This window comes from Bailinhaonella thermotolerans, assembly GCF_003594875.1.
GTDB lineage: Bacteria > Actinomycetota > Actinomycetes > Streptosporangiales > Streptosporangiaceae > Bailinhaonella > Bailinhaonella thermotolerans.
On sequence record NZ_QZEY01000010.1, the window covers coordinates 200,206 to 220,559 of the forward strand.

15 protein-coding genes are annotated in these 20,354 nt (G+C 74.2%); 5 read left to right on the forward strand and 10 right to left on the reverse strand.

Annotated features, from left to right (window positions below; all coding sequences use genetic code 11):
• Window positions 1-179 precede the first annotated feature (179 nt).
• The 5 genes from D5H75_RS24505 to D5H75_RS24525 all read right to left on the reverse strand — a co-directional run bounded on the left by D5H75_RS24505 (window position 180) and on the right by D5H75_RS24525 (window position 7,807).
• Window positions 180-1,364 (reverse strand): glycoside hydrolase family 1 protein, encoded by a 1,185-nt coding sequence (locus tag D5H75_RS24505; protein ID WP_119928867.1) that lies wholly within the window; start codon window positions 1,362-1,364, stop codon window positions 180-182.
• Between the two features lie 177 nt (window positions 1,365-1,541).
• Complete coding sequence (locus D5H75_RS24510; protein WP_119928868.1) at window positions 1,542-4,604, reverse strand: amino acid adenylation domain-containing protein; 3,063 nt, start codon at window positions 4,602-4,604, stop codon at window positions 1,542-1,544.
• Window positions 4,601-5,530 carry a pyridoxamine 5'-phosphate oxidase family protein gene (locus D5H75_RS24515; protein ID WP_202638462.1) on the reverse strand — a complete coding sequence of 310 codons (930 nt, stop codon included), beginning with the start codon at window positions 5,528-5,530 and terminating at the stop codon, window positions 4,601-4,603. Before D5H75_RS24515 ends, D5H75_RS24510 begins: the two co-directional genes overlap by 4 nt.
• A 95-nt stretch (window positions 5,531-5,625) precedes the next feature.
• Window positions 5,626-6,378: a 6-pyruvoyl trahydropterin synthase family protein gene (locus D5H75_RS41890; protein ID WP_202638463.1), complete on the reverse strand. Its 753-nt coding sequence runs from the start codon at window positions 6,376-6,378 to the stop codon at window positions 5,626-5,628.
• 643 nt (window positions 6,379-7,021) lie between these two features.
• Window positions 7,022-7,807, reverse strand: a complete 786-nt coding sequence (locus D5H75_RS24525) for a DeoR/GlpR family DNA-binding transcription regulator (protein ID WP_119928870.1) — start codon at window positions 7,805-7,807, stop codon at window positions 7,022-7,024.
• A gap of 57 nt (window positions 7,808-7,864) precedes the next feature.
• Here D5H75_RS24525 and D5H75_RS24530 point away from each other — a divergent pair, with 57 nt between their 5' ends.
• The 5 genes from D5H75_RS24530 (at window position 7,865) to D5H75_RS24550 (ending at window position 15,203) form a co-directional block, all read left to right on the forward strand.
• Window positions 7,865-9,823 carry a DUF5107 domain-containing protein gene (locus D5H75_RS24530; RefSeq protein WP_119928871.1) on the forward strand — a complete coding sequence of 653 codons (1,959 nt, stop codon included), beginning with the start codon at window positions 7,865-7,867 and terminating at the stop codon, window positions 9,821-9,823.
• 247 nt (window positions 9,824-10,070) lie between these two features.
• Window positions 10,071-11,363: an ABC transporter substrate-binding protein gene (locus D5H75_RS24535; protein ID WP_119928872.1), complete on the forward strand. Its 1,293-nt coding sequence runs from the start codon at window positions 10,071-10,073 to the stop codon at window positions 11,361-11,363.
• The gene (locus D5H75_RS24540) at window positions 11,363-12,334 is read left to right on the forward strand and encodes a carbohydrate ABC transporter permease (RefSeq protein WP_202638464.1); all 972 of its coding nucleotides are present in this window, start codon (window positions 11,363-11,365) and stop codon (window positions 12,332-12,334) included. Before D5H75_RS24535 ends, D5H75_RS24540 begins: the two co-directional genes overlap by 1 nt.
• A gap of 10 nt (window positions 12,335-12,344) precedes the next feature.
• Entirely contained in the window at window positions 12,345-13,187 is an 843-nt protein-coding gene (locus D5H75_RS24545) for a carbohydrate ABC transporter permease (RefSeq protein ID WP_119928873.1), read from the forward strand.
• Between the two features lie 90 nt (window positions 13,188-13,277).
• Window positions 13,278-15,203 carry a DUF5107 domain-containing protein gene (locus D5H75_RS24550; protein WP_119928874.1) on the forward strand — a complete coding sequence of 642 codons (1,926 nt, stop codon included), beginning with the start codon at window positions 13,278-13,280 and terminating at the stop codon, window positions 15,201-15,203.
• Window positions 15,204-15,248: 45 nt separating this feature from the next.
• Here D5H75_RS24550 and D5H75_RS24555 read toward each other — a convergent pair whose 3' ends face one another.
• The 5 genes from D5H75_RS24555 to D5H75_RS24575 form a co-directional block, all read right to left on the reverse strand.
• The gene (locus D5H75_RS24555) at window positions 15,249-15,434 is read right to left on the reverse strand and encodes a hypothetical protein (protein WP_119928875.1); all 186 of its coding nucleotides are present in this window, start codon (window positions 15,432-15,434) and stop codon (window positions 15,249-15,251) included.
• A gap of 408 nt (window positions 15,435-15,842) precedes the next feature.
• Window positions 15,843-16,823 carry an L-histidine N(alpha)-methyltransferase gene (gene egtD, locus D5H75_RS24560; RefSeq protein ID WP_119928876.1) on the reverse strand — a complete coding sequence of 327 codons (981 nt, stop codon included), beginning with the start codon at window positions 16,821-16,823 and terminating at the stop codon, window positions 15,843-15,845.
• Window positions 16,778-17,560 (reverse strand): ergothioneine biosynthesis protein EgtC, encoded by a 783-nt coding sequence (gene egtC, locus D5H75_RS24565; RefSeq protein WP_119928877.1) that lies wholly within the window; start codon window positions 17,558-17,560, stop codon window positions 16,778-16,780. Before egtC ends, egtD begins: the two co-directional genes overlap by 46 nt.
• On the reverse strand, window positions 17,561-18,877 hold the full coding sequence (egtB, locus tag D5H75_RS24570) for an ergothioneine biosynthesis protein EgtB (protein ID WP_119928878.1): 1,317 nt from the start codon (window positions 18,875-18,877) through the stop codon (window positions 17,561-17,563). It abuts the gene before it with no gap.
• On the reverse strand, window positions 18,874-20,250 hold the full coding sequence (locus tag D5H75_RS24575; protein WP_202638465.1) for a glutamate-cysteine ligase family protein: 1,377 nt from the start codon (window positions 20,248-20,250) through the stop codon (window positions 18,874-18,876). The genes egtB and D5H75_RS24575 overlap by 4 nt, the downstream gene beginning before the upstream one ends.
• Between the last annotated feature and the right edge of the window lie 104 nt (window positions 20,251-20,354).

A 20,354-nucleotide genomic window follows, 5' to 3' on the forward strand; every position in this document is an offset into this window, starting at 1 on the left:
ACCCCAGTTTCCCCCGATCCCGAAACCCCCGCGACCTCGCGTGTTCCCCGCGCGGCCCCGGGGGCGGGCGGCGCGGGGAGCACGGGACCGCGGGCGTCTCAGCGTGGGTCTCAGCGCGGCGTTCTCAGCGCGGCGTTCTCAGCGCGGCGTCTCGGCGCGGGGGCGGCCCGCCGTACGGCCTAGAGCAGGGCTCCGGCGCGGGCGACCTTCCCGAGCCAGCGGGCGCTGGGCTTGACGGTGCGGGCGAAGGTCGTGCGGTCCACCTCGACGAGGCCGAAGGGGGCGTCCCAGGAGCCCCATTCGTAGTTGTCGAGCAGGGACCAGTGGAGGTAGCCGCGGACGTCGGCGCCCTCGTCCATCGCGGCGCGCAGGCCGGTCAGGGCCTCCCGGGTGTACTCGACGCGCTCGTCGTCGTCCCGGGTGGCGATGCCGTTCTCGGTGACCATGATGGGGACGCCGGGCAGGCGGGCGGCCGTGCGGCGGACGGCCCCGGCGAGCGAGGCGGGGTGGAACTCCCACCCGTTGTGCGTGCGGCGGGCGCCGTCGGGGATCGGCAGCGCGCCTTCGGGGCCGACGAGCACGCGGGTGTACGACTGGACGCCGATGAAGTCGTCCCCGGCGGCGGCGTCGAGGAAGCGATCCTCGCGCGGCCACGCCCAGGCGTCTACCACGTCGTCACCGGCCCCCTCGGCGGGCTGGAAGTCCTGGTTGGCGATCGTCCACCCGGACCGCAGCCCCGGCACCGCCGCCAGCTCCTCGCGGGCGGCGTGGTGGGCGAGGGTGAGCACGTCCGACAGCTCCGGGTCCGGCGGCGGGAGCGTCCCCGCCACCTGCCCGTGCTCGCGCGGCTCGGCCTCGTCGGAGCCGCCGAGCAGGCCCGCGACCATGGCGAGCATGTTGGGCTCGTTGATCGTGCACACCCACTCGACGCCGTCCAGGATCGGCAGCACCGCGCGGACGTAACGGCGGAAGCGCTCCACCGCCCCCGCGTCCCGCCATCCCCCGGCGAGCTGGAACCACAGCGGGCAGGTGAAGTGGTGCAGCGTCACCACGGGGGTGAGCCCCCGGTCGAGGCAGCCCTCGATCACCCGGCGGTAGTGCGCCAGCGCGGCCAGCGAGAACCGCCCCTCGACGGGCTCGACCCGCGCCCACTCGACGCTGAACCGATAGGCGTTGAGCCCCAGGTCGCGCACGATGTCCAGGTCCTCGGGCCAGCGGTGGTAGGCGTCGCAGGCGTCCCCGCTGCGCTCGGCCAGCGGGGACCCGGGCCGGTTCTCCAGCGCCCACAGGTCGCTGCCGACGTTGTTGCCCTCGGTCTGGTGGGCGCTGCCCGCCGCCCCCCACAGAAACCCGTCCGGAAACACAAGCCCTCCACCTCGGCCCAAGCGCCACCCACGCGATCGCGACAAAACCTACCACGTGGTTAATTTTTTCGGGATGGATTCGCGGGCTCTGCCGTACGGCGGGCCGGGGCCGCTGTCGTCACGGGCGGGGGCGGCCTCCCCGGGTGGTGTGCGCGATCCAGGAGACGGCGTCGCGGGTCATGACATCCCCCTCCCGGCGCGGGGACGGCGGATGAAGCCGGAGGCGAAGAGGTGCTCCAGGTAGTGGTCGATCAGCGTGGTGTCCACGGGCGGGCAGGTCAGACCGCTGCCAGCCAGTGCCGCCTCGGTGTTGCGCCGCCCCAGGCGGGGGAACATGCCCTCGGCGTACGTCTCCTCGACCGAGCCGTCCGTCCCCCCGCCCCGGTCCACGTACAGGGACACGAAGGGCGCGGCGGGACTCGCCGGGTCCGCGGTCACGTGCCGGATCAGCTCGCCCACCCACCGCGCGTAGGGCAGCGTCTCGATCTCGAACCCGGTGGCGCGCATCCGTTCGACGACGTCGGCGAGCGTCGCGGGGCGGGGGTTGGTCAGGTGGTACGTCTCGGAGGCCGTGGTGCGGCCGGTGGCGATGCGGACGATGGCGTCGGCGACGTGGTCGACCGGGACGAAGTCCATGGGCAGCGCGATGTCCGGCGCGAAGCCCGTCTCGGCGATCATCTTGAACAGCGAGCAGATCGCGGTCTCGGTGTTGCACACGCCGGTGCGCCGGTCGCCCGTCACCTCGTAGGGGCGGTAGACCGCCACCGGGAGCCCCTGGCGCGCGGCCTCCCGCAGCACGCGTTCGGCCACCCATTTGCTCTCGGCGTATCCCATCGTGAGGCGGTCGGCGTGGGCGAGCGGGACGTCCTCGTTCACGTGGCGCGTCCCGGCCGCGCCGAAGCCGGCGAGCACGGCCACCGTCGACAGGAAGTGCACCGGCACCCGGCGGCGCGCGGCCAGCCGGACGATCGCCCGCGTGCCCTCGACGTTGGCGTCGCGCAGCGCGGGATACGGGTAGACGAGGTTGACCCGGGCCCCGCAGTGCACGATCAGGTCGAGCGTCCGCCCCAGCTCGTGCAGGTGCGAGGGGCCCAGGCCCAGCTCCGGGTCCGTCAGGTCGCCGGGGAAGCAGATCACCCGGTCCTCCCGGCCGGCGACGCTCAGGCCGTACCGGTCGAGCGTGGCGAGCACCCGGCGGCGCGCGTGAACGGTGTCGCGGGCGCGCACCGGGCAGTGCACCCGGGCGGAGGTACGGCCGAGCAGCCGGTCCAGCAGGAACGCCCCCACGAAGCCCGTCGCGCCCGTGAGCAGCACGTCGGCCGGATCGCCGGGACGCGGGGCCGGGCCCGTGGCGTGCGGGAGCGTGAACCCCAGCCGCGCCTCGGCCTCGAAGTCCACGGCCGTCCCCGGCCCCGGGGTCCCCGCGAGGGCGTCGGCGACCGCGCCGGCGAAGCCCTCCACCGTCGGGGCGTCGAGCAGCGCGCGGATCAGCCGGCTGCCGTGCGCGGCGTCCAGGCCGAGCACGGCCCGCGTCCGGTTGACCACCTCGGCGGCGAGCAGGGAGTCGCCGCCGATGAGGAAGAAGTCGTCCCCGGCCTCGGGCCGTACGCCGAGCGCGGCCTCCCAGGCCGAGGCCACCACGGCGCGCAGCCCCGCCTCGTCCCCGGGATCGGCGCCGGGCGGCGCCGCGGTGGTGCGCTCGCGGACCAGGGCGGCGAGCCCGGCCCTGTCCACCTTGCCCGCGGGCGTCAGGGGGAAGGCGGCGAGCTGGTGGATCGCCCGCGGTACGGCGGGCGCCGGGAGCCACTTCGCGCAGAACCGGCGCAGCGCGGAGGGATCGGCCGGGCGGCCGGGGACGGCCGGGGTGAGGTAGGCGACCAGCCCGTCGTCCTCCACCCCGACCACCGCCTCGCCCACGCTCGGGTGGTCGCGCAACCGCGCCTCGACCTCGTCGGGCTCGACCCGCCGGCCGCGCAGCTTGAGCCGGCGGTCGAGCCGGCCGAGGTGTTCCAGGACGCCGTCCGGGTTGACCGTGACCCGGTCTCCCGTCCGGTACAGCCGCTCGCCGTCGTCGAAGGTCACGAACCGCTCGGCGGTCAGCCGGGGGTCGCCGGGGTACCCCAGGGCGAGCCCGTCGCCGCCGACGTACAGCTCGCCCTCCTCGCCGCGCCCGGCGGGGGAGCCGTCGGGCAGCAGCACCCGGCAGGTGGAGTTGGCCAGCGGGCGGCCGATCGGCACCGTGCGGGCGTCCTCGGGCAGGCCGCGCACGAAGTGCACGGTGGAGACGACGGTGTTCTCGGCCGGGCCGTAGAGGTTGGCGACCTCGGTGGAGGGGCAGGCCCGCACGACCTCCCGCGCCAGCGCGGGGTCCATCGCCTCGCCTCCCGCCGAGACGAACCGCAGGCCCGCGAAGGCGTGCGGCCGGGTCCGCGCGACGTGGTGGAACACGCTGGTGGTGAGGTAGGCGATCGTCACCTCGTCCTCGCGGAGCCGCCGCTCCAGCGCGACCGGGGACAGCAGTTCCTCGCGTTCGGCGATCACCAGGCACGACCCGCCGAGCAGCCCCGACCAGATCTCGATCGTCGAGGCGCCCGACGACGGCGCGTACCCGTGCAGCACCCGGTCGGCGGCCCCGGGGCGCGGCAGGTCCGGGTCCGACAACGCCAGCCGCACCACCCCCCGGTGCGGCACGGCGACCGGCTTGGGGCGGCCCGTGGACCCCGAGGTGAACGTGACGTACGCGCACGCGCCCGCCCCGACGGCCGGCGACTCGAACCCGGGGCCCGGATCCGGCCCGTCCGTGAGGGCCACGCGGACGCCCAGGCGGCGGACGCGGCAGCGCGCCCCCGGCAGCACCACGGCCGCCCGCACCCCCGAGTCCTCGGCCATCGCATTCAGCCGCGCCGGCGGGCTGTGCTCGTCCAGCGGCACGTACGCCGCGCCGGCCCGGAGCACGCCGAGGACGGCCACGATCGCCTCCGGCGAGCGCCCCCCGCACACCCCCACCGCGTCCCCCGGGCGCACCCCCGCCTCGCGCAGCCGGGCGGCCAGCGCCCGCGACCGGGCGTCGAGCTCCCCGTAGCTCAGCTCGCGCCGCCCCGCCCTGATCGCCGGGGCGTACGGCCTGCGGGCGGCGACGGCGGCGAACAGCTCGTGCAGCGCCGCCTCTCGCGGGTAGTCGGTGACGGGACCGGCGAAGACCGCCGCGTACCGCCCGGGCCTGGCGGGCGTGAGCGTCATGTGACCACGTCCTTCCACTCGGACGTCCCCGAGACGCCGGAGACTCCCCCGCCGCGCTCCGCGACCGGGATCACCACCGGCTCGTTCACCGGCCCGGCCCCGGGGTGGGCGCCCGGCCGGGCGGCCGGCTTGTGCCCGGGCAGCTCGCCCGCCCTCTCGTCGGGCTCGGCCGCCGTCTCCCCGGCGGGCCGGTCCTCGCCGAGGTCCCCGTCCGTCCACGTCTGCCCGCCGCCGCGCCGCCGCGCCCGGGGCCGGGGCAGGTCCAGCCCGGTCCGGGGGCCCACTCCCGGACCGGAGTCCTCGTCCTCGCCGTCCTCCCGGCCGGCGTCCGCCCCGGGCGCGGTCTCCCGCCGCGCCTGGCCGTCGTCCCCGCTCGCGGCGCCCGCCGTATCGGACGCGCCCCCGGTGCCCGCCGTACCGGGCGGGTCGGCCGGGCCGGGGGCGGGGGGCGCGGGCTCCGGCGCGGCGGCCGGGGACCCGCCGGGGCCGGCGAAGCGCTTGGCGAATTCGGAGAAGTCGGCGCTGCGCCAGCGCTGGGGCCGCATCCAGACGGTGATGTCGGAGGTGAGCTGGTCTCCGGTGGCGTCCAGGTACCGGACTGCCTCGTCGGGCGGCAGGTAGCGCAGGGCCAGCGCCTCGCGCTCCACCGGGTCCGCCGGGTCGCTCAGGTCCACGATGGGCCCCTCGACGCTCACGTAGCGGTACGGCGGCCGCTCGTCCTGCACGCACAGGCTGAAGCGGCCCGCCTGCCGCAGGAGCCGGGTCTTCACCGCGTCCCTGGGCGTCTGCACGACCAGCGTCCCGTCCGGGGTGTACCGGTACCAGACGGGGACCAGCAGCGGCGCGGCGTCCCCGCGGCCGTCCTCGACGCCGAGTACGCCCACGCGGACGTCGGCGAGGAATCTCTCGCGTTCGTGGCGGTGCATGGCAGGGAGCATGGGATCCTCCGATTCGGACTTTCGGGCCGGACGGCGCCGGGTGCCCGCCGCCCGCGCGCCTGGCGGCGCCGTACGGCATCCGCTCAGTCCGCCGGGGCGAGTTCGCGGGCGGGATCGGGGGCGAGGCCGGGGACGGGTTCGCGGGCGGGGTCCCGGGCGGGGTCATCGGTGGGATCGCGGTCCCGACCGGCTTCGCGTCCCGGATCACGCCCCCGATCACGTCCCGGATCACGACCTGGATCACGACCTGGATCACGACCTGGATCACGACCTGGATCACGACCTGGATCGCGGCCTGGATCATGGCCGGGATCGCGGTCGCGGGAAGCCGGGGCGGGTTCGGGCGCGGAGTCCGGGGCGGGGACGCGGGGCCGGTGCTCGGCCGCGTTGACGTGGGTCTCGTCCACCCGCACCCGGGTCACGACGGCGCCCGGCGCGTGCTCCTGCCGGTCCAGGATGTCCTGGGCCACCCGGCCGAGCAGGACCGCGACGGCCTCGACCGTCGGGTACGGCAGGCCGGCGGCGTACCGTTCCGCGCCCTCCGGCGAGGCGGCGCCGAACCTGAACGTCTTGCTGCCCAGCTCGCGCAGGACCGCCGCGAGGGGGTCCCGCGCGCCGAGCATGGCGCCGTGGTCGAGGTGTTCGTCCACGAAGGCGCGCAGATCCTTCTTGAAGGGGCCGAACTCGACGACGGTGGCGGCCTCGCCCAGCGCGGGCGCGCTGACCTCCACCGTCACCCACCACGAGTGGCCGTGCAGGTTCACGCACTTGCCCGCGAGATGGGGCAGCCGGTGAGCGGTCTCGAAGTTGTGCCGGACACAGATCTGGTGCGTCATCACACCTCGCAGAGGAAACACCGCGCCGGATCGGGATCGAGGACGCGCGGAGGACAGCCGGGAGAACGGACCGGAAAAGATCACACGTGGCTCGCGGGTGATATTCACCTGACGCGAACCGGATGCTCCGAGGAGCCGATTCGAGCGATCGGCGGACGATGCGCCGCGATGATTCACACAGGGCCCGGAGGCCCACCCCTGATCCAGGCGAACGACCTCGCCCGCGACGTGCCGACCGGCCCGATCCCCCCGGAGCCGGCCTGAGGCGTTACCTGGGATCGAGTAAAACGTAACCGTCGCCGCCAGCCCCTGACCAGGCGATTTACCCTGGCTTTGCCAGTTCTTTAACCTCACTCCGAGAGGCGGCTTCAGGGGATGGGAGCGCCGCTCTCCGACATTTCTCCGATGCCGGGCGAACCCGTTCGCGCGATTTGACGACGGGTATCGAAGAAGTGGCCCCGGCGATTATCGACGATTCTCCCCGGCCTCATCATGATGACGGAACAGGGGCGTGGAGAATCGCGCGGAAAGGATCGAGCCGCGCGAATTCCGGGAGCGTCCCCCACGACCCCCTTCCGCGAACGTCCCCCGCGACCGCGCGCCGAGGTTCGCCGGGATACTCGCCGCCCGGCCGGGACAAGGGTCAGACCTTGACGACGCGGACGCCGGCCTCGGAGAAGCGGGTCAGCAGGTCGGGGGCGGCGGTCGAGTCGGTGACCAGCACGTCGATCCGGTTGAGCGGGCAGATGCGGGCGAAGGCGCGCTTGCCCAGCTTGGAGCCGTCGGCGACCACGACCACCTGGGCCGCCTTCTCCGCGATGAGCCGGTTGATCGCGGCCTCGCCCTCGCTGTGCGCGCTCGCGCCGTGCACGAGGTCGAGCGCGTCCACGCCGAGCACGGCGGTGTCCAGTGCGACCTGCTCCAGCATCGCGACCGCGACCGGCCCGACCAGTTCGTACGACTGGGCGCGGGCCGACCCGCCGGTGGTGACCACGTGCAGGTGCGGCCGCACGACGAGTTCGTGCGCGATGTTGAGCGCGTTGGTGACCACGGTCAGCGCCGGGCCGCGGTGCTCGGCGCTCAGGTCGGCTCGGGCCGCGAGCGCGCGGGCGACCTCGGTCGTCGTGGTGCCGCCGTTGAGGCCCACGGTCGAGCCGGGCGTGAGCAGGGCCGCCGCCGCCGCGCCGATGCGCTGCTTCTCCGGGGCGTGCTGGGCCACCTTGTACCGCAGCGGCAGGTCGTACGACACGCTGTGCGCCGCCGCCCCGCCCCGGGTCCGGGTGAGGAGCTGCTGCGCGGCCAGGGCGTCGAAGTCCCGCCGGATCGTGGCGGTCGAGACGTTCAGCTTCTCCGCCGTCTCCTCCACGTCGAGCTGCCCCGTCTCGGCGATCATCTCCAGCAGGACGGTCCAGCGCTCGTAGCGGTTCACGGCGCCTATCATGCAGGTTCTGCTCACCTTGTGCAAAAACCTGCGAAGATGTGCGAAATGCTGCGCCTGTCGTCGATCGTGATCCCCGTCGCACCGCTCGGCCCGGAGAACCCGCTGCCGCCGCTGCGCACGCTTCCCGACCCCCGGGGCGGCCTGGAGATCTCCGCCGCCGACGCCGAGATGGCCGAGAACCTCGCGTACGGCCACGCCCGCTCGCTGCTGCCGTACACCTTCCAGGACGGGTACGGCCGGGAGCGCGAGGAGCGCGAGCTGAAGACGGCGGTGCTGGACAACGGGATCCTGCGGGCGGAGTTCCTGCTGGAGTGGGGCGGGCGGCTGCGCTCGCTCGTCCACGTGCCGACGGGGCGCGAGCTGCTGCACGTGCCGCCGTTCCTCCAGCTCGCCAACCTGGGGCTGCGCAACGCCTGGTTCCCCGGCGGGGTCGAGTGGAACCTCGGCACGTTCGGGCACACCGCGCTGGCCTGCTCGCCCGTGCACGCCGTACGGCTGACCAGGCCGGACGGGGTGCCGGTGCTGCGGATGTACGAGTGGGAGCGGATGCGGCGGCTGGTCTACCAGATCGACGCGTGCCTGCCGCTCGGCTCGCCGGTGCTGCTCGTGCACGTCAAGGTGCTGAACCCGTTCACCGAGGCCGCGCCGCTGTACTGGTGGTCGAACGCCGCCGTGCCGCAGACCCCCGGCAGCCGCGTGCTCGCCCCGGCCTCCCAGGCGTACCACTTCTCCTACGACGGGCGGCTGCGCCGGGTGCCCGTGCCGTACTGGCGCGACGGCGACCAGTCGTACCCGGCGCGGCACGAGCGCGCGGCGGACTTCTTCTACGAGATCCCGGAGGGCGAGCGCCACTGGATCGCCGCGGTGGACGAGTCCGGCGCGGGCCTGGCCCAGGTCTCCACGGCGGCGCTGCGCGGGCGCAAGACGTTCCGCTGGGGCGAGGGCGACGCCGGCCGCAACTGGCAGGACTGGCTCTCCGGCCCCGGCCGCCCCTACCTGGAGATCCAGGCCGGCCTGACCCGCACCCAGCTTGAGCACGTACGGCTGGCGCCCCGCTCCTCCCGCTCCTGGACCGAGGCGTACGGCCTGGTCACCGTCCCCCGCGCGCACGAGCCGTGGGCGGACGCCGTGCCGTCGGCCGCGGCCGCGATCGAGGACCTGATCCCGCGCGAGCGCCTGGAGGCCGAGCACGCGGCCGCCGTACGGCTCGCGGGCGCGCCGCCGGAGGAGACGCTGCACGTCGGCACCGGGTGGGGGGCGCTGGAGCGGAAGGCGCTGGGCCGCGGCAGGGCGCTGACGCTGCCGGCGACGCCGTTCACCGACGCCTCGATCGGGCGGGATCAGCAGTCGTGGCTGGCGCTGGTGCGCAAGGGCACCATGCCCACGCCCGCCCCGTCGCTGCCGCCCTCGTCCTACACGGTCGGGCCGACCTGGCGGGCGCTGCTGGAGAAGTGCGTGGCCACGCACGGGCCGACCTGGTTCACGCTGCTGCACCTGGGCGTGAACCTCTACCACGACGGCGACGCCGAGGGCGCGCGGGCGGCCTGGGAAGGGTCGCTGGACTGCGCCGAGAACGCCTGGGCGCTGCGGAACCTCGCGGTGCTGGAGGAGGACCCCGGGCGCGCCGCCGACCTGTACGTCCGGGCGCACGCGCTGTCGCCCCGGCTGCGGCCGCTGACCATCGAGACGCTCGTGGCGCTGCTCGCGGCCGGGCGGCCGGACCGGGCGCTGGCCCTGGTGGACCGGCTGGGACGGGACGACCGGTGGCACGGGCGCGTGCGGATGCTCGAATGCCGCGCGGCGATGCGGGCGGGCGATCTGGCCAGGGCCAAGCGCATCCTGGACGACAGCCTGATCATCGACGACCTGCGCGAGGGCGAGGACTCCCTGGACGAGCTGTGGTGGGAGTACCGCGAGCACGTCGAGCCCGGCACCGGCGGGGAGCGCGCCCGCGACGAGAACCTCCTGCCCTGCCTGTACCGCTTCAGCGTCAAGCAGTACTGAGACTCCCCGCCCCCGTCCCGCTCCAGGCCCCGCCGGGCCGTCTCTCCTCGTACGGCTCGCGCGTTGCGCGCCCGCGCCACGCAGCGTTCTCGCTCGTTTCCCAGCATTCCATGCACGAAGTTGCAACTTCGTGTGCAAAATCTGCAGTTTAGAGCACCAGATATCAAATCGTTGCATCCGGTGGCTTGTTCGGCGGTTTTGCCCGCCCGTATGGTCCGGGCAGATCTCTCCCGAAAGGTGATGCGATATGCGCGGACCGAAGATCGTGGCGGCCGGCGTGATGGCCGCGCTGGCCCTGGCCGCATGCGGGGGCTCCCCCTCCGAGAACGGCTCCGCCGAGGGCGGGGGGAAGGGAGAGTTCACGTACTGGTCGATGTGGCGGGCCGACGAGCCGCAGGCCAAGGTGATCAAGGCCGCGATCGACAGGTTCCAGGCCGAGACGGGCACCAAGGTCAAGGTCGAGTGGCAGGGCCGCGACATCAAGGTCAAGATCGGCCCCGCGATCGCCGCCGGAAAGGCCCCCGACCTGTGGGACAACGCCGCCGACGTCGTCTCGACCACCGTGGTCACCGGGCAGGCGGCCGACCTGTCCTCGGTGTTCGACTCCCAGGTCCCGGGCGAGGGCAAGAAGGTGTCGGAGCTGATCGACACCAAGCTCGTCGACACGCTGCCCAAGGACCCGTCCGGCAGCACCAAGTGGCTGGTGCCGTACGAGCTGATCTCGACCGGCTGGTTCTACAACGCGGCCGACAAGGACCTCGCCGAGCAGCCGAAGACCTGGGACGAGCTGATCAAGCTCTGTGACGCCCTCAAGGCCAAGGACAAGCCGTGCCTGGCCTCCGACGGCGAGCTCATGTGGGAGAACTTCCTGACGCTGGACCTCCTGCTGGTCCGCGACAACGGCGCGGGCACCCTCGCCAAGATCTTCGAGGACAAGAGCGGCGCCGGCTGGGACGCCCCGGGCGTGCTGGAGTCGGCCAAGCGCATGGAGCAGCTCGTCAAGGGCGGCTACCTGATCAAGGGCTACGACGCCAGCAAGTACCCCGCGCAGCAGACCAACTGGGCGCAGGGCAAGGCCGCGTTCCTGTCGAACGGGAGCTGGGTCGCCGCCGAGGTCTCCACGCTCGTCGGCCCGGACTGGAAGATGGGCGCGCTCCAGATCCCGCCGACCAAGGGCGGCAACACCGAGGTGAACGTCTCCCTGATCGGCTTCTCGGTGCCGAAGAAGGCCGAGAACCCCGAGCCGGCCAAGAGGTTCATCTCCTACTTCATCAAGAAGGACAACCTGGAGAAGATCGCCACCGAGGCGAAGAACATCACCCCGCGCGCCGACATCCCGGCCCCGGCGGAGCTGGCCGACGTGCAGAAGCAGCTCTCGTCCAACCCCGTGCGGCCGGTCCTGGACAACCTGCCCCGTGAGTACAACCAGAAGGTGCTGTTCCCGGCCTTCCTGGAGATGTGGCACGGCAAGATCTCGGCGCAGGAGTTCGTCGCCAAGGCCAAGGAAGCCCACGTCCAGTACTGGAAGACCGCGGGCTGATGACGGCCACGCTCACCCCGGCTCCGGAGAAGGCCCCGCGCAGGGCGCGAGCCTCCTCCGGGGCCTCCCGGCGCCGCGACAGCGGCCCGCTGGAACGCCAGCAGTCCCGCCTGTTCTGGCCGTTCGTCGCCCCCGCCCTGCTGGTGTACGGCCTGCTCTTCCTCGCGCCGATCGCGTACGCCGCCTGGACCAGCCTCTACCGCTGGGACGGCATGGGCGAGATGGAGTGGCAGGGGCTCAAGAACTACTGGATCCTGTGGAACGACCCCAACTTCGCCTCCTCGATCGTCAACACGCTGAAGATCCTCGTCATCGGCGGCGTGATCACGTTCCTGTGCAGTTTCCTGCTCACGCTGGTGCTGCGCGAGATGCGGGCCAAGCTCTTCGCGCGGTCGGTGCTCTTCTTCCCGAACCTGGTCAACGCGATGGTCTTCGGCGCGGTGGCGGGCTTCCTGTTCAGCCCCGACGGGCCGGTCAACGCCGTGCTCGGCTGGGTCGGCGTGGAGACGCCGCCCAAGTGGCTGGGCACGGACAACGTCTTCACGCTGATCATGGCCACGCTGATCTGGACCGCCACCGGCTACTACACGACGATCATCATGGCCGCCGTGGACCAGATCCCGCCCTACCTGTACGAGGCGGCGGAACTGGAGGGCGCGAGCGCCTGGCAGCGGCTCCGCCACGTCACGATCCCGCTGGCCTGGGACGTGATCACGGTCTGCGCCGTGCTCTGGACCGTCAGCTCGGTCAAGGTGTTCGAGCTGATCCTGCTGTTCGGCGGGAGCAACGCCGCCGAGCCGCCGATGCAGACCTGGACCACCGCCGTGTACGTCTACGCCAGCGTGTTCCCGACCGGCTCGGTGCCCAAGCTGGGCCTGGCCTCGGCGGCGGCGCTGGTCAGCCTGGTCATGGTCGGCCTGTTCACCGTGCTGCTGCGCCGGCTCATGCGGCGCGACCCGATCCGGTACTGAAGGGGCGACCGTGACGATCTCGAAGAAGCGCTCTCCGCTCCGCGTCGCCGGCCTGGCCATCGTCTGGCTCATCGTCGCCGCCGACATCGCCCTGCTGATCTGGATCTTCCTGACCTCGCTCCGGGACACCAAGGACATCTTCGCCCGGCCGTTCGCCCTGCCCACCTCCGCCGAGCTGGGCAACTACGCGAACGCCTGGGGCGAGGGCGGGTTCGGCGCCGCCGCGCTCAGCAGCGTCCTGCTCGCGGTGGTGTCCTCGATCGCCGCCGTGGCGATCTCCGCGCCCGCGGCGTACATGCTGGCGCGCCGCCGTACGCGCACGTCGAACTCGATCACGATGCTGTTCGCGATGGGGCTCGGCGTGCCCGGGCAGGTGCTGCTGGTGCCGCTGTTCGTCGCGATGGCCTCGGTCGGGCTCGTGGACACCTACACCGGCCTGAACCTGATCTACATCGGGCTGGCGCTGCCGTTCACCGTCTACCTGCTCACCGGGTTCTTCGCCGGGGTGCCGCTGGTGCTGGAGGAGGCCGCGGCGATCGACGGCGCGAGCGGGGTGCGCGCGTTCGTGCGGGTGATCCTGCCGGTGGCGCGCGGCGGGCTGATCACCGCGTTCCTGCTGCACTTCATCGGCTCATGGAACGAGACCCTGTTCGCCATCGCGTTCATGCAGAGCGACGACAAGGTCACGCTGCCCGTGGCGCTGGTCAACTTCGTGAAGATGCAGCAGTTCAACGGCCTGGACTGGGGGACGATGTTCGCCGGCATGTGCATCATCCTGGCCCCCATGGTCGCGCTGTTCGCCTGGATGGGCAGCCGCATCATCCAGGGCATGACCGTCGGGATCGGCAAGTAGGCCGCCCGTTCCCTGCCGGGCCGCCCGGCCGCTTCCGCCTGCCCTGACGCCGTTCCGGCGTGCCCACGACGACACTCGGGGAGTGCCCACATGACCACCCTGCGACTCGACACCCTGCGGCTGCCCGGGGCCGGGGCGCCGGCCGCCAGCCCGCTGCCGATCCTGCACGGGACCGACGTCACGCCCGGCCTCACCGGGGCCGACGAGGAGATGACCCGGCAGATCGCGTACGGCCAGCCGGCCACGCTCCTGCCGTACACCATGCAGGACGGCTACACGCGGGCGCGCGAGGAGCGGGAGCTGCCCGCGGTGGTGCTGGAGAACGAGCTGCTCACCGCCACGTTCCTGCCGGGGTACGGCGGGCGGCTGTGGTCGCTGGCGCACCGGCCCTCCGGGCGGGAGCTGCTGCACCGCAACCCGGTGCTGCAGCCCGCGAACCTGGCGCTGCGCGACGCCTGGCTGGCCGGGGGCGTCGAGTGGAACCTCGGCGCGACCGGTCACTGGCCGCTGACCTGCGCCCCCCTGCACGCCGTACGGCTGTCGCTGGCCGACGGGACGCCGGTGCTGCGGATGTTCGAGTTCGAGCGGCTGCGGCGGCTGGTGGTGCGCATCGACGCCTGGCTCCCGGCGGGATCGCCCGTGCTGTTCGTGCGGCCGGCCATCGTGAACCCCGGGGACGCCGAGGTGCCGGTGTACTGGTGGTCCAACATCGCCGTGCCGGAGGCGGCGGACGTGCGCGTGGTGGCCCCGGCCGAACGGGCCTACCACTTCGACTACGGCTCACGGCTGCGCCTCGTGGACTTCCCCGAGCTGGACGGCGTGGACCGCAGCTACCCGGACCGGGTGCGGGGAGCGGCCGACTACTTCTTCGAGATCCCGGCCGGGCGGCGGAGGTGGGTCGCCGCGCTGGACGGCGCAGGGCGCGGGCTGGCCCAGGTGTCCACCGACCCGCTGCGGGGACGCAAGCTGTTCCACTGGGGCACCGGGCCCGGCGGGCTCCGCTGGCAGGAGTGGCTGAGCGGCCCCGGCAGCCGCTACCTGGAGGTCCAGGCCGGCCTCGCCCGCACCCAGCTTGAGCACATCCCCATGCCCGGGGGCGCGGAGTGGAGCTGGGTCGAGGCGTACGGCCTGGTGGAGGCCGACCCGGCGGCCGTGCACGGGACGTGGGACGAGGCCCGCGCGGCGGTGGGGGAGGCCGTGGACCGGCTCGTCCCCGCGTCCGCGCTGGACTCCGCCGCCCTCCCGCCGGACGTGGCCGGGGAGCTGCTGGCGCGCGGCTCCGGCTGGGGCGCGCTGGAGGCGCTGGCGGGGGCCCTGCCCTCGGGCGACCTCTTCGGCGACGTCACCGAGGAGCAGCGGCCCTGGGCCGAGCTCGTCAAGGACGGCCGCCTCCCGGTCTGCGACCCGCCCGCCGCCCCGGTCACCGGCCCCGGCTGGCGGGCCCGGCTGGAGGACCACCCCGCCGACTGGCACTCGCGCTACCACCTCGGCCTGGTCCGGTACGCCGACGGCGACGCGGCGGGCGCCCGCGAGGCGTGGGAGGAGTCGCTGCGGCTCCGCCGCACGCCGTGGGCGCTGCGCTGCCTGGCCGAGGCGTCCCGGCTGGCGGGCGACGGCCCCCGCGCCGACCTGCTCACCGAGGCCCACGCGCTGCTCCCCGGCGTCTGGCAGCTCACGTCCGAGACCCTGCGCGCCCTCCTGTCCGAGGGCCGCGCTGAGGAGGCCCTGGCCCTGGTGGACGCCCTGGACCCGGCGCAGCGGGCCCTCGGCCGCATCCGCCTGCTGGAGGCGCGGGCGGCGGTGGCCGCGGGCGACGTCGCGCGGGCCGGCGCCCTCCTGGACGAGGGCATCGAGGTGGACAACCTCCGCGAGGGCGAGGACTCCCTCGACGAGCTCTGGTACGCCTACCACGAGCGCCGCCTCGCGGCCGGCGGCGAGGTGACCCCCGAGATCGCGGCCCGCGCCAGGCGGGAGAACCCCCTCCCCCGTGAGTACGACTTCCGCATGAACCCCTGACCGGCACGAGCCCGGCGGCGCGCCCCTCCCCGCGCCGCCGCCCGCTCAGGAGGCCGCCGCCAGATGACGGGCGATCCTCTCGGCGGCCGCCGCGACGTTCCAGGCCGGGCAGGTGGCCCCCTCGGCGTAGCGGAACACCGGCGAGTCGCCGCCCTCGTACGTCAGGTAGACGCGGGGCTCGGCGCCCCGGAGCCGCAGCGCCCACGGGACGGCGGCCGGCACGGCGTCCACGCCCTACCGCTCCCGCAGAACCCCGCCCAGCGCCTCCAGCCACTCCACCTGCCCCCGAGCCTCCTCCTCCGAGATCTCGTGAATGCCTGGCGAGCTCCCGGCCCGTCAGGCGCGCGTCGAGCCTGATCTCCTTGAGCCGGTGCCCGAGCGCCGCCTTAGCCTCGTCGGCCGCGGACATAGTCGGCGAAGGGGACGGCCCGCTCCCAGGCTTGAGCGCAAGCCACCCGGTACACCCGCAACAGCCCGGGGTCGCCCGCCACGTAGAAGCCGTTTATGGCAGCACCTCCGATGTTGCTAGGGTTTCCCGTCGTTCCTGAACGTGACCGTTCGATCCCGTTCCGTCAAGGGGGAGCCGGTGGGACCCGGCATCGCTCCGACCGCGGGCGGGAGGCGCGAGACGAGAGGCGGTCAGGGGGTGGGGGTGGCCAGGGAGAGGGCGTAGTCGGAGGGGGGGTCGGGCCACCAGTGGGTGAGGGTGAAGCCTGCCTCCGCCAGCTCGGCCCGGACGCCCTCCTGCCGGAACTTGTCGCTGATCTCGGTGCGGATCTCCTCGCCCTCGGCCAGGTCCACGGTGAGGTCGAGGTCGCGGACGCGGACCCGCTGAGGGCCGGTGGAGCGGAGGGCGCGCAGGACGCACTCGGCCTCCGGGTCCCAGGTGGACACGTGAGCGAAGCGGGCCGGGTCGAAGTCGGCGCCCAGCTCGCGGTTGATCACGTGGAGGAGGTTGCGGTTGAACTCCGCGCTCACGCCGTACCGGTCGTTGTAGGCGGCCTCGATGCGGGGGACGTCCTTGACCAGATCGAAGCCTAGGAGCAGCGCGTCCGCGCCGGGCGTCGTCAGGGACCGCAGCTCGGTGTAGAAGGACACGCGGCCGGAGGCGGTGAGGTTGCCCGCCGTGGAGCCGAGGAAGGCGATCAGCCGGCGGCCGCCGGCCGGGAGCGCCTGGAGGCCCTGTTCGAAGTCGGCGACGATGGGGTGCACGTCCAGGCCGGGGTAGTCGGCGCGCAGGTGGCGGGCGGCCTCGGCCAGGAAGTCGCCGCTCACGTCCACCGGGACGTACCTCCGCAGGCCCAGGGCGTCCAGCAGGAGCCGGGTCTTCTCCCCCGAGCCCGCGCCCAGCTCGATCAGCGTGTCCGCGCCGGTCACCGCCGCGATCTCGGCGGCGCGGGCGGCCAGGATCCCGCGTTCGGCGCGGGTCAGGTAGTACTCCTCCAGCCGGGTGATCTCCTCGAACAGCTCGCTGCCGCGCTCGTCGTAGCCCCACTTGGGCGGCAGGCTCTTCGGCGTCGCGGTCAGCCCGTCGTACACGTCGCGGCGGAAGGACTTGGCGAGGTCGTCAGGGGTCACCTGGTAGTCGGCGACCGGGTCTGGGGGGTCGAAGGCGGGCATGTCAGCTCCCGGATGGGCCGGACGGCGACCCCGCCGGGGTCCGCGGTGACGAGCGATCCGCCGGGGACCGCGGACCACCCGGGGCCGTCGTCGAACGGTTCGGACGCGATCACCACGGCGTCGCCGCCGCGTCGTACGTAGAGGTCGTCGCCGCAGGCCGTGGCGGCCAGCCGCACCCCGTCGGCGGCGAGCAGGTTGTACCGGCCGGGCGAGACGGACGCGGCGTGCGCCGCGACCGCCGCCAGCCCCTCCCCGAGGGCCGCGCCCCGCCGCCACCGCCGTACGGCCAGGCCGAACAGCGGCGCGGAGTCCACGGGCGCGCGGGCGTCGGGCACCCGGTCGGCGTCGCGCCACAGGACCTCCTCGGCTCCGGCGAAGTCCCCCACCGCGCCCTGGTGGCTGAACAGCCATCCGTCGCAGGTGAACGGCTGCGCGCACGACTCGTCCACGGGGAATCCGGGGGTGGCGTCGCGGACCGCCGCGACCACGCACCCGGACACGATCACGTCGGCGGCGTCGGCGAAGGACAGGTCCGCCCACATCGGCATCGACCTGCGGTAACGCACCGGGGCCGCCCGCCCCGGGTGGTACCAGCCCACGCCGAACCCGTCCGCGTTCACCCGCCCGTGCCGCTGCCTCCTGGGCGCGTACGACTGCGTGACCAGCGCGTGCGCCGGACCGTACAGCAGCGCGCGCAGGGTCGTGGGCGGGCCGAGGTAGGCCAGGTGGCGGCACATCTAGACGGCGTCCCTCGCGCAGCGGAACCCGCAGAAGATCTGCCGCCGGATCGGCAGGTCCCAGTTCCGGAAGGTGCCCCGCGCGACCGTGGGGTGCGTGGCCCAGGAACCGCCGCGCAGCACCTTGTACTCCGTCCCGAAGAAGACCTCCGAGTACTCCTTGTACGGGAAGACCCGGAACCCCGGATACGCCCGGAAGTCGGTGGACGTCCATTCCCACACGTCCCCGATCATCTGGCGGCAGCCGTACGGCGACGCGCCCCGCGGCCGGGAGCCGGACGGCGCGGGCCCGAGGCGGCGCTGCCCCAGGTTGGCGAGGTCGGGCGTGGGGTCGGCGTCACCCCAGGGGTACCGGAGGGAGCGGCGCGACGCCGGGTCGAAGCGGGCGGCCTTCTCCCACTCGGCCTCGGTGGGCAGGCGCTTGCCGGCCCAGCGGGCATAAGCGTCGGCCTCGTACCAGCACACGTGCTGGACCGGCTCGCCCGGCGGCACCGGCTCCACCCGGCCGAACCGGCGGCGCAGCCACCCCCGGCCCTCGCGGAACCAGAACGCCGGCGCGCGCTTGCCCGTCCGCCGCCGCCAGGCCCACCCCTCGGCCGTCCACCAGCGCGGGTGGTCGTACCCGCCGGACTCCATGAAGGCCAGGTAGTCGCGGTTGCTCACCGGGGCCGCGTCGATCCAGTACGGCGGCAGGTCCACCACGTGCGCCGGCCGCTCGTTGTCGTACGCCCAGGGGTCCTCGCTCGTGCCCATCACGAACGGGCCCCCGGCGACCAGCACCTCGGCCGGGCCCGGCGCGGCCCCCTCCGCCGCGGGCTCCGGCCCCGCGAGTGGTTCCAGCACCGGCTCGCCCCGCCGGAGCTGGTGCGTGGCGAGCATCGTCTCGTCGTGCTGGTGCTCGTGCTGGATCACCATGCCGTACACGAAGCCGCCCGCGAGCAGCGGCCGGTCGGGCGTCAGCCGTACCCGGGCGAGGGAGTCCAGGACGCGGGCGCGCACGTCCGCGATGTAGGCGGCGGACTCGCTCGGGGACAGCAGCGGCAGGGTCACGCGGGACGCGCGCGGGTGCTCGAAGGCGTCGTAGAGGTCGTCGATCTCCGGCCGCAGCGCGTCCTGCCCGGCGGCGGCGCGCACGAGCCACTGCTCCTCGTAGTTGCCGACGTGCGCCAGGTCCCATACCAGCGGCGACATCAGCGGCGAGTGCTGGGCGACCAGTTCGGGCCCGTCGAGCACGCGCAGCGTCAGCCCGAGGCTGCGCTCGCGCACCCCGGCCAGCTCGGCGGCGATGCGTTCCTTGACCCGCTCCTCGGCGTTCATGTCGGCACCCCTTCGAGATCGTCGAGAGCCTCGTCCGCCGGGCACCGCCCCGGCTCCACGTACCGCTCGGCGTACCGGTCCACCAGCTCCGCCAGCTCGGCGTACGCCCCGGGACCGCAGCTCGGCGACGCCCCCGCATCCCGCGCCGGCGGCGCCCCGGCATCCCGGACCGGCGGCGCCCCGGCATCCCGGACCGGCGGCGCACCGGGACCGCAGACGGGGGACGTGCCGGAACCCCGGACCGGCGGCGGCCCGGGACCGAGGGCCGGCGGGTCCCCGGCGCGGGAGAGGGCGTCGCGGGCGGCGGCGAAGCAGGCGCGGGCGGCGCGGGCCAGGCGCGGATCGGCCGGCCCGCCGCGGGCGGCCTGCGACCACAGCCCCGGCGGCAGCGGCTCGACGGCCTCCTCGCAGGCGTCCGGGGCGCGGTCGATCAGCGCGGCGGCCACGGCGACCGGCACCGGCCACCACGGCTCCGGCAGCGCGTCGATCATGCGCAGCTCCAGGTGGCCGCGCGGCCGCACCGGCGGGAACAGCGTGCTCAGGTGGAAGGCCAGGTCGTCCCGGGTCGGCGCGCTCGCCAGCCCCGACGGGCCGCCGGGGAACAGCTCGGCCGAGCGCACCCAGTCGCGGAACCGCAGCCCGCAGCCCACGCGCCAGCCGTCGCGGGGCACGGCCATCACGCGCGCGTCCAGCGCGTACCGCGCCCACGCCGCCCACGGCTCGGCCTCGCCCAGGGGCGCGGGGCGCACGCGGGTGGGGTCCAGGGCCTGCCAGATCGCCTGCCGGGTGGAGCGCCAGCCGGTCGGCCGCCCGCGCCAGAGCGGCGAGTTCGCGAACGCGGCCAGCAGCACCGGCCCGAGCCGGTTCGCCAGCCGCCACCGCCGCCGCGCGTCGGCCGCGTCGCGCCCGATGTCCAGGCAGACCTGGATCGAGGCGGTGGAGCACATCATGGCGCGCCCCGCCGGGCCGTACGCGTCGAGGTACGCCTCCATGGCGGCGTAGCGGGGCGCGGTGCTCTGCCGCAGGGGATCCCGGGCGTCCAGCGCGGACCCGGTGCGGCGGAGCCCGGCGGCGGCCAGGTGCGGGTCGAGGCGCCGCAGGTCGGCGGCCAGGGCGTGGCGGGCCTCGGCGGGGCCGGGGAGGGGACGGGTGCTCAGTTCGAGCTGGCCCCCGGGTTCGTAGGTGACGGCGCTGCCCGCGGGCAGCGGGCGGGCGGCCTCGACGGCCGCGGCCAGCCGGGCGATGGGGACGTGCTCACCGGGCCGTTCCGCGTCGAGGATCAGCCACTCGGACTCGACGCCGACCAGCCCGGGCGGGCCCGTCTTGAAGCAGATGCCGTGCACGTGCGCGTAGACGTCCTCCTCGCGGAGCATGGCACCTCCCTCGGCTCCTCCTCCGGCACACGCTTCCCAGCACACGACAGGAACCGGGTCATGACAAGACCCCTTCACCGCCCGTCACGGCCCGGAGGGAATCC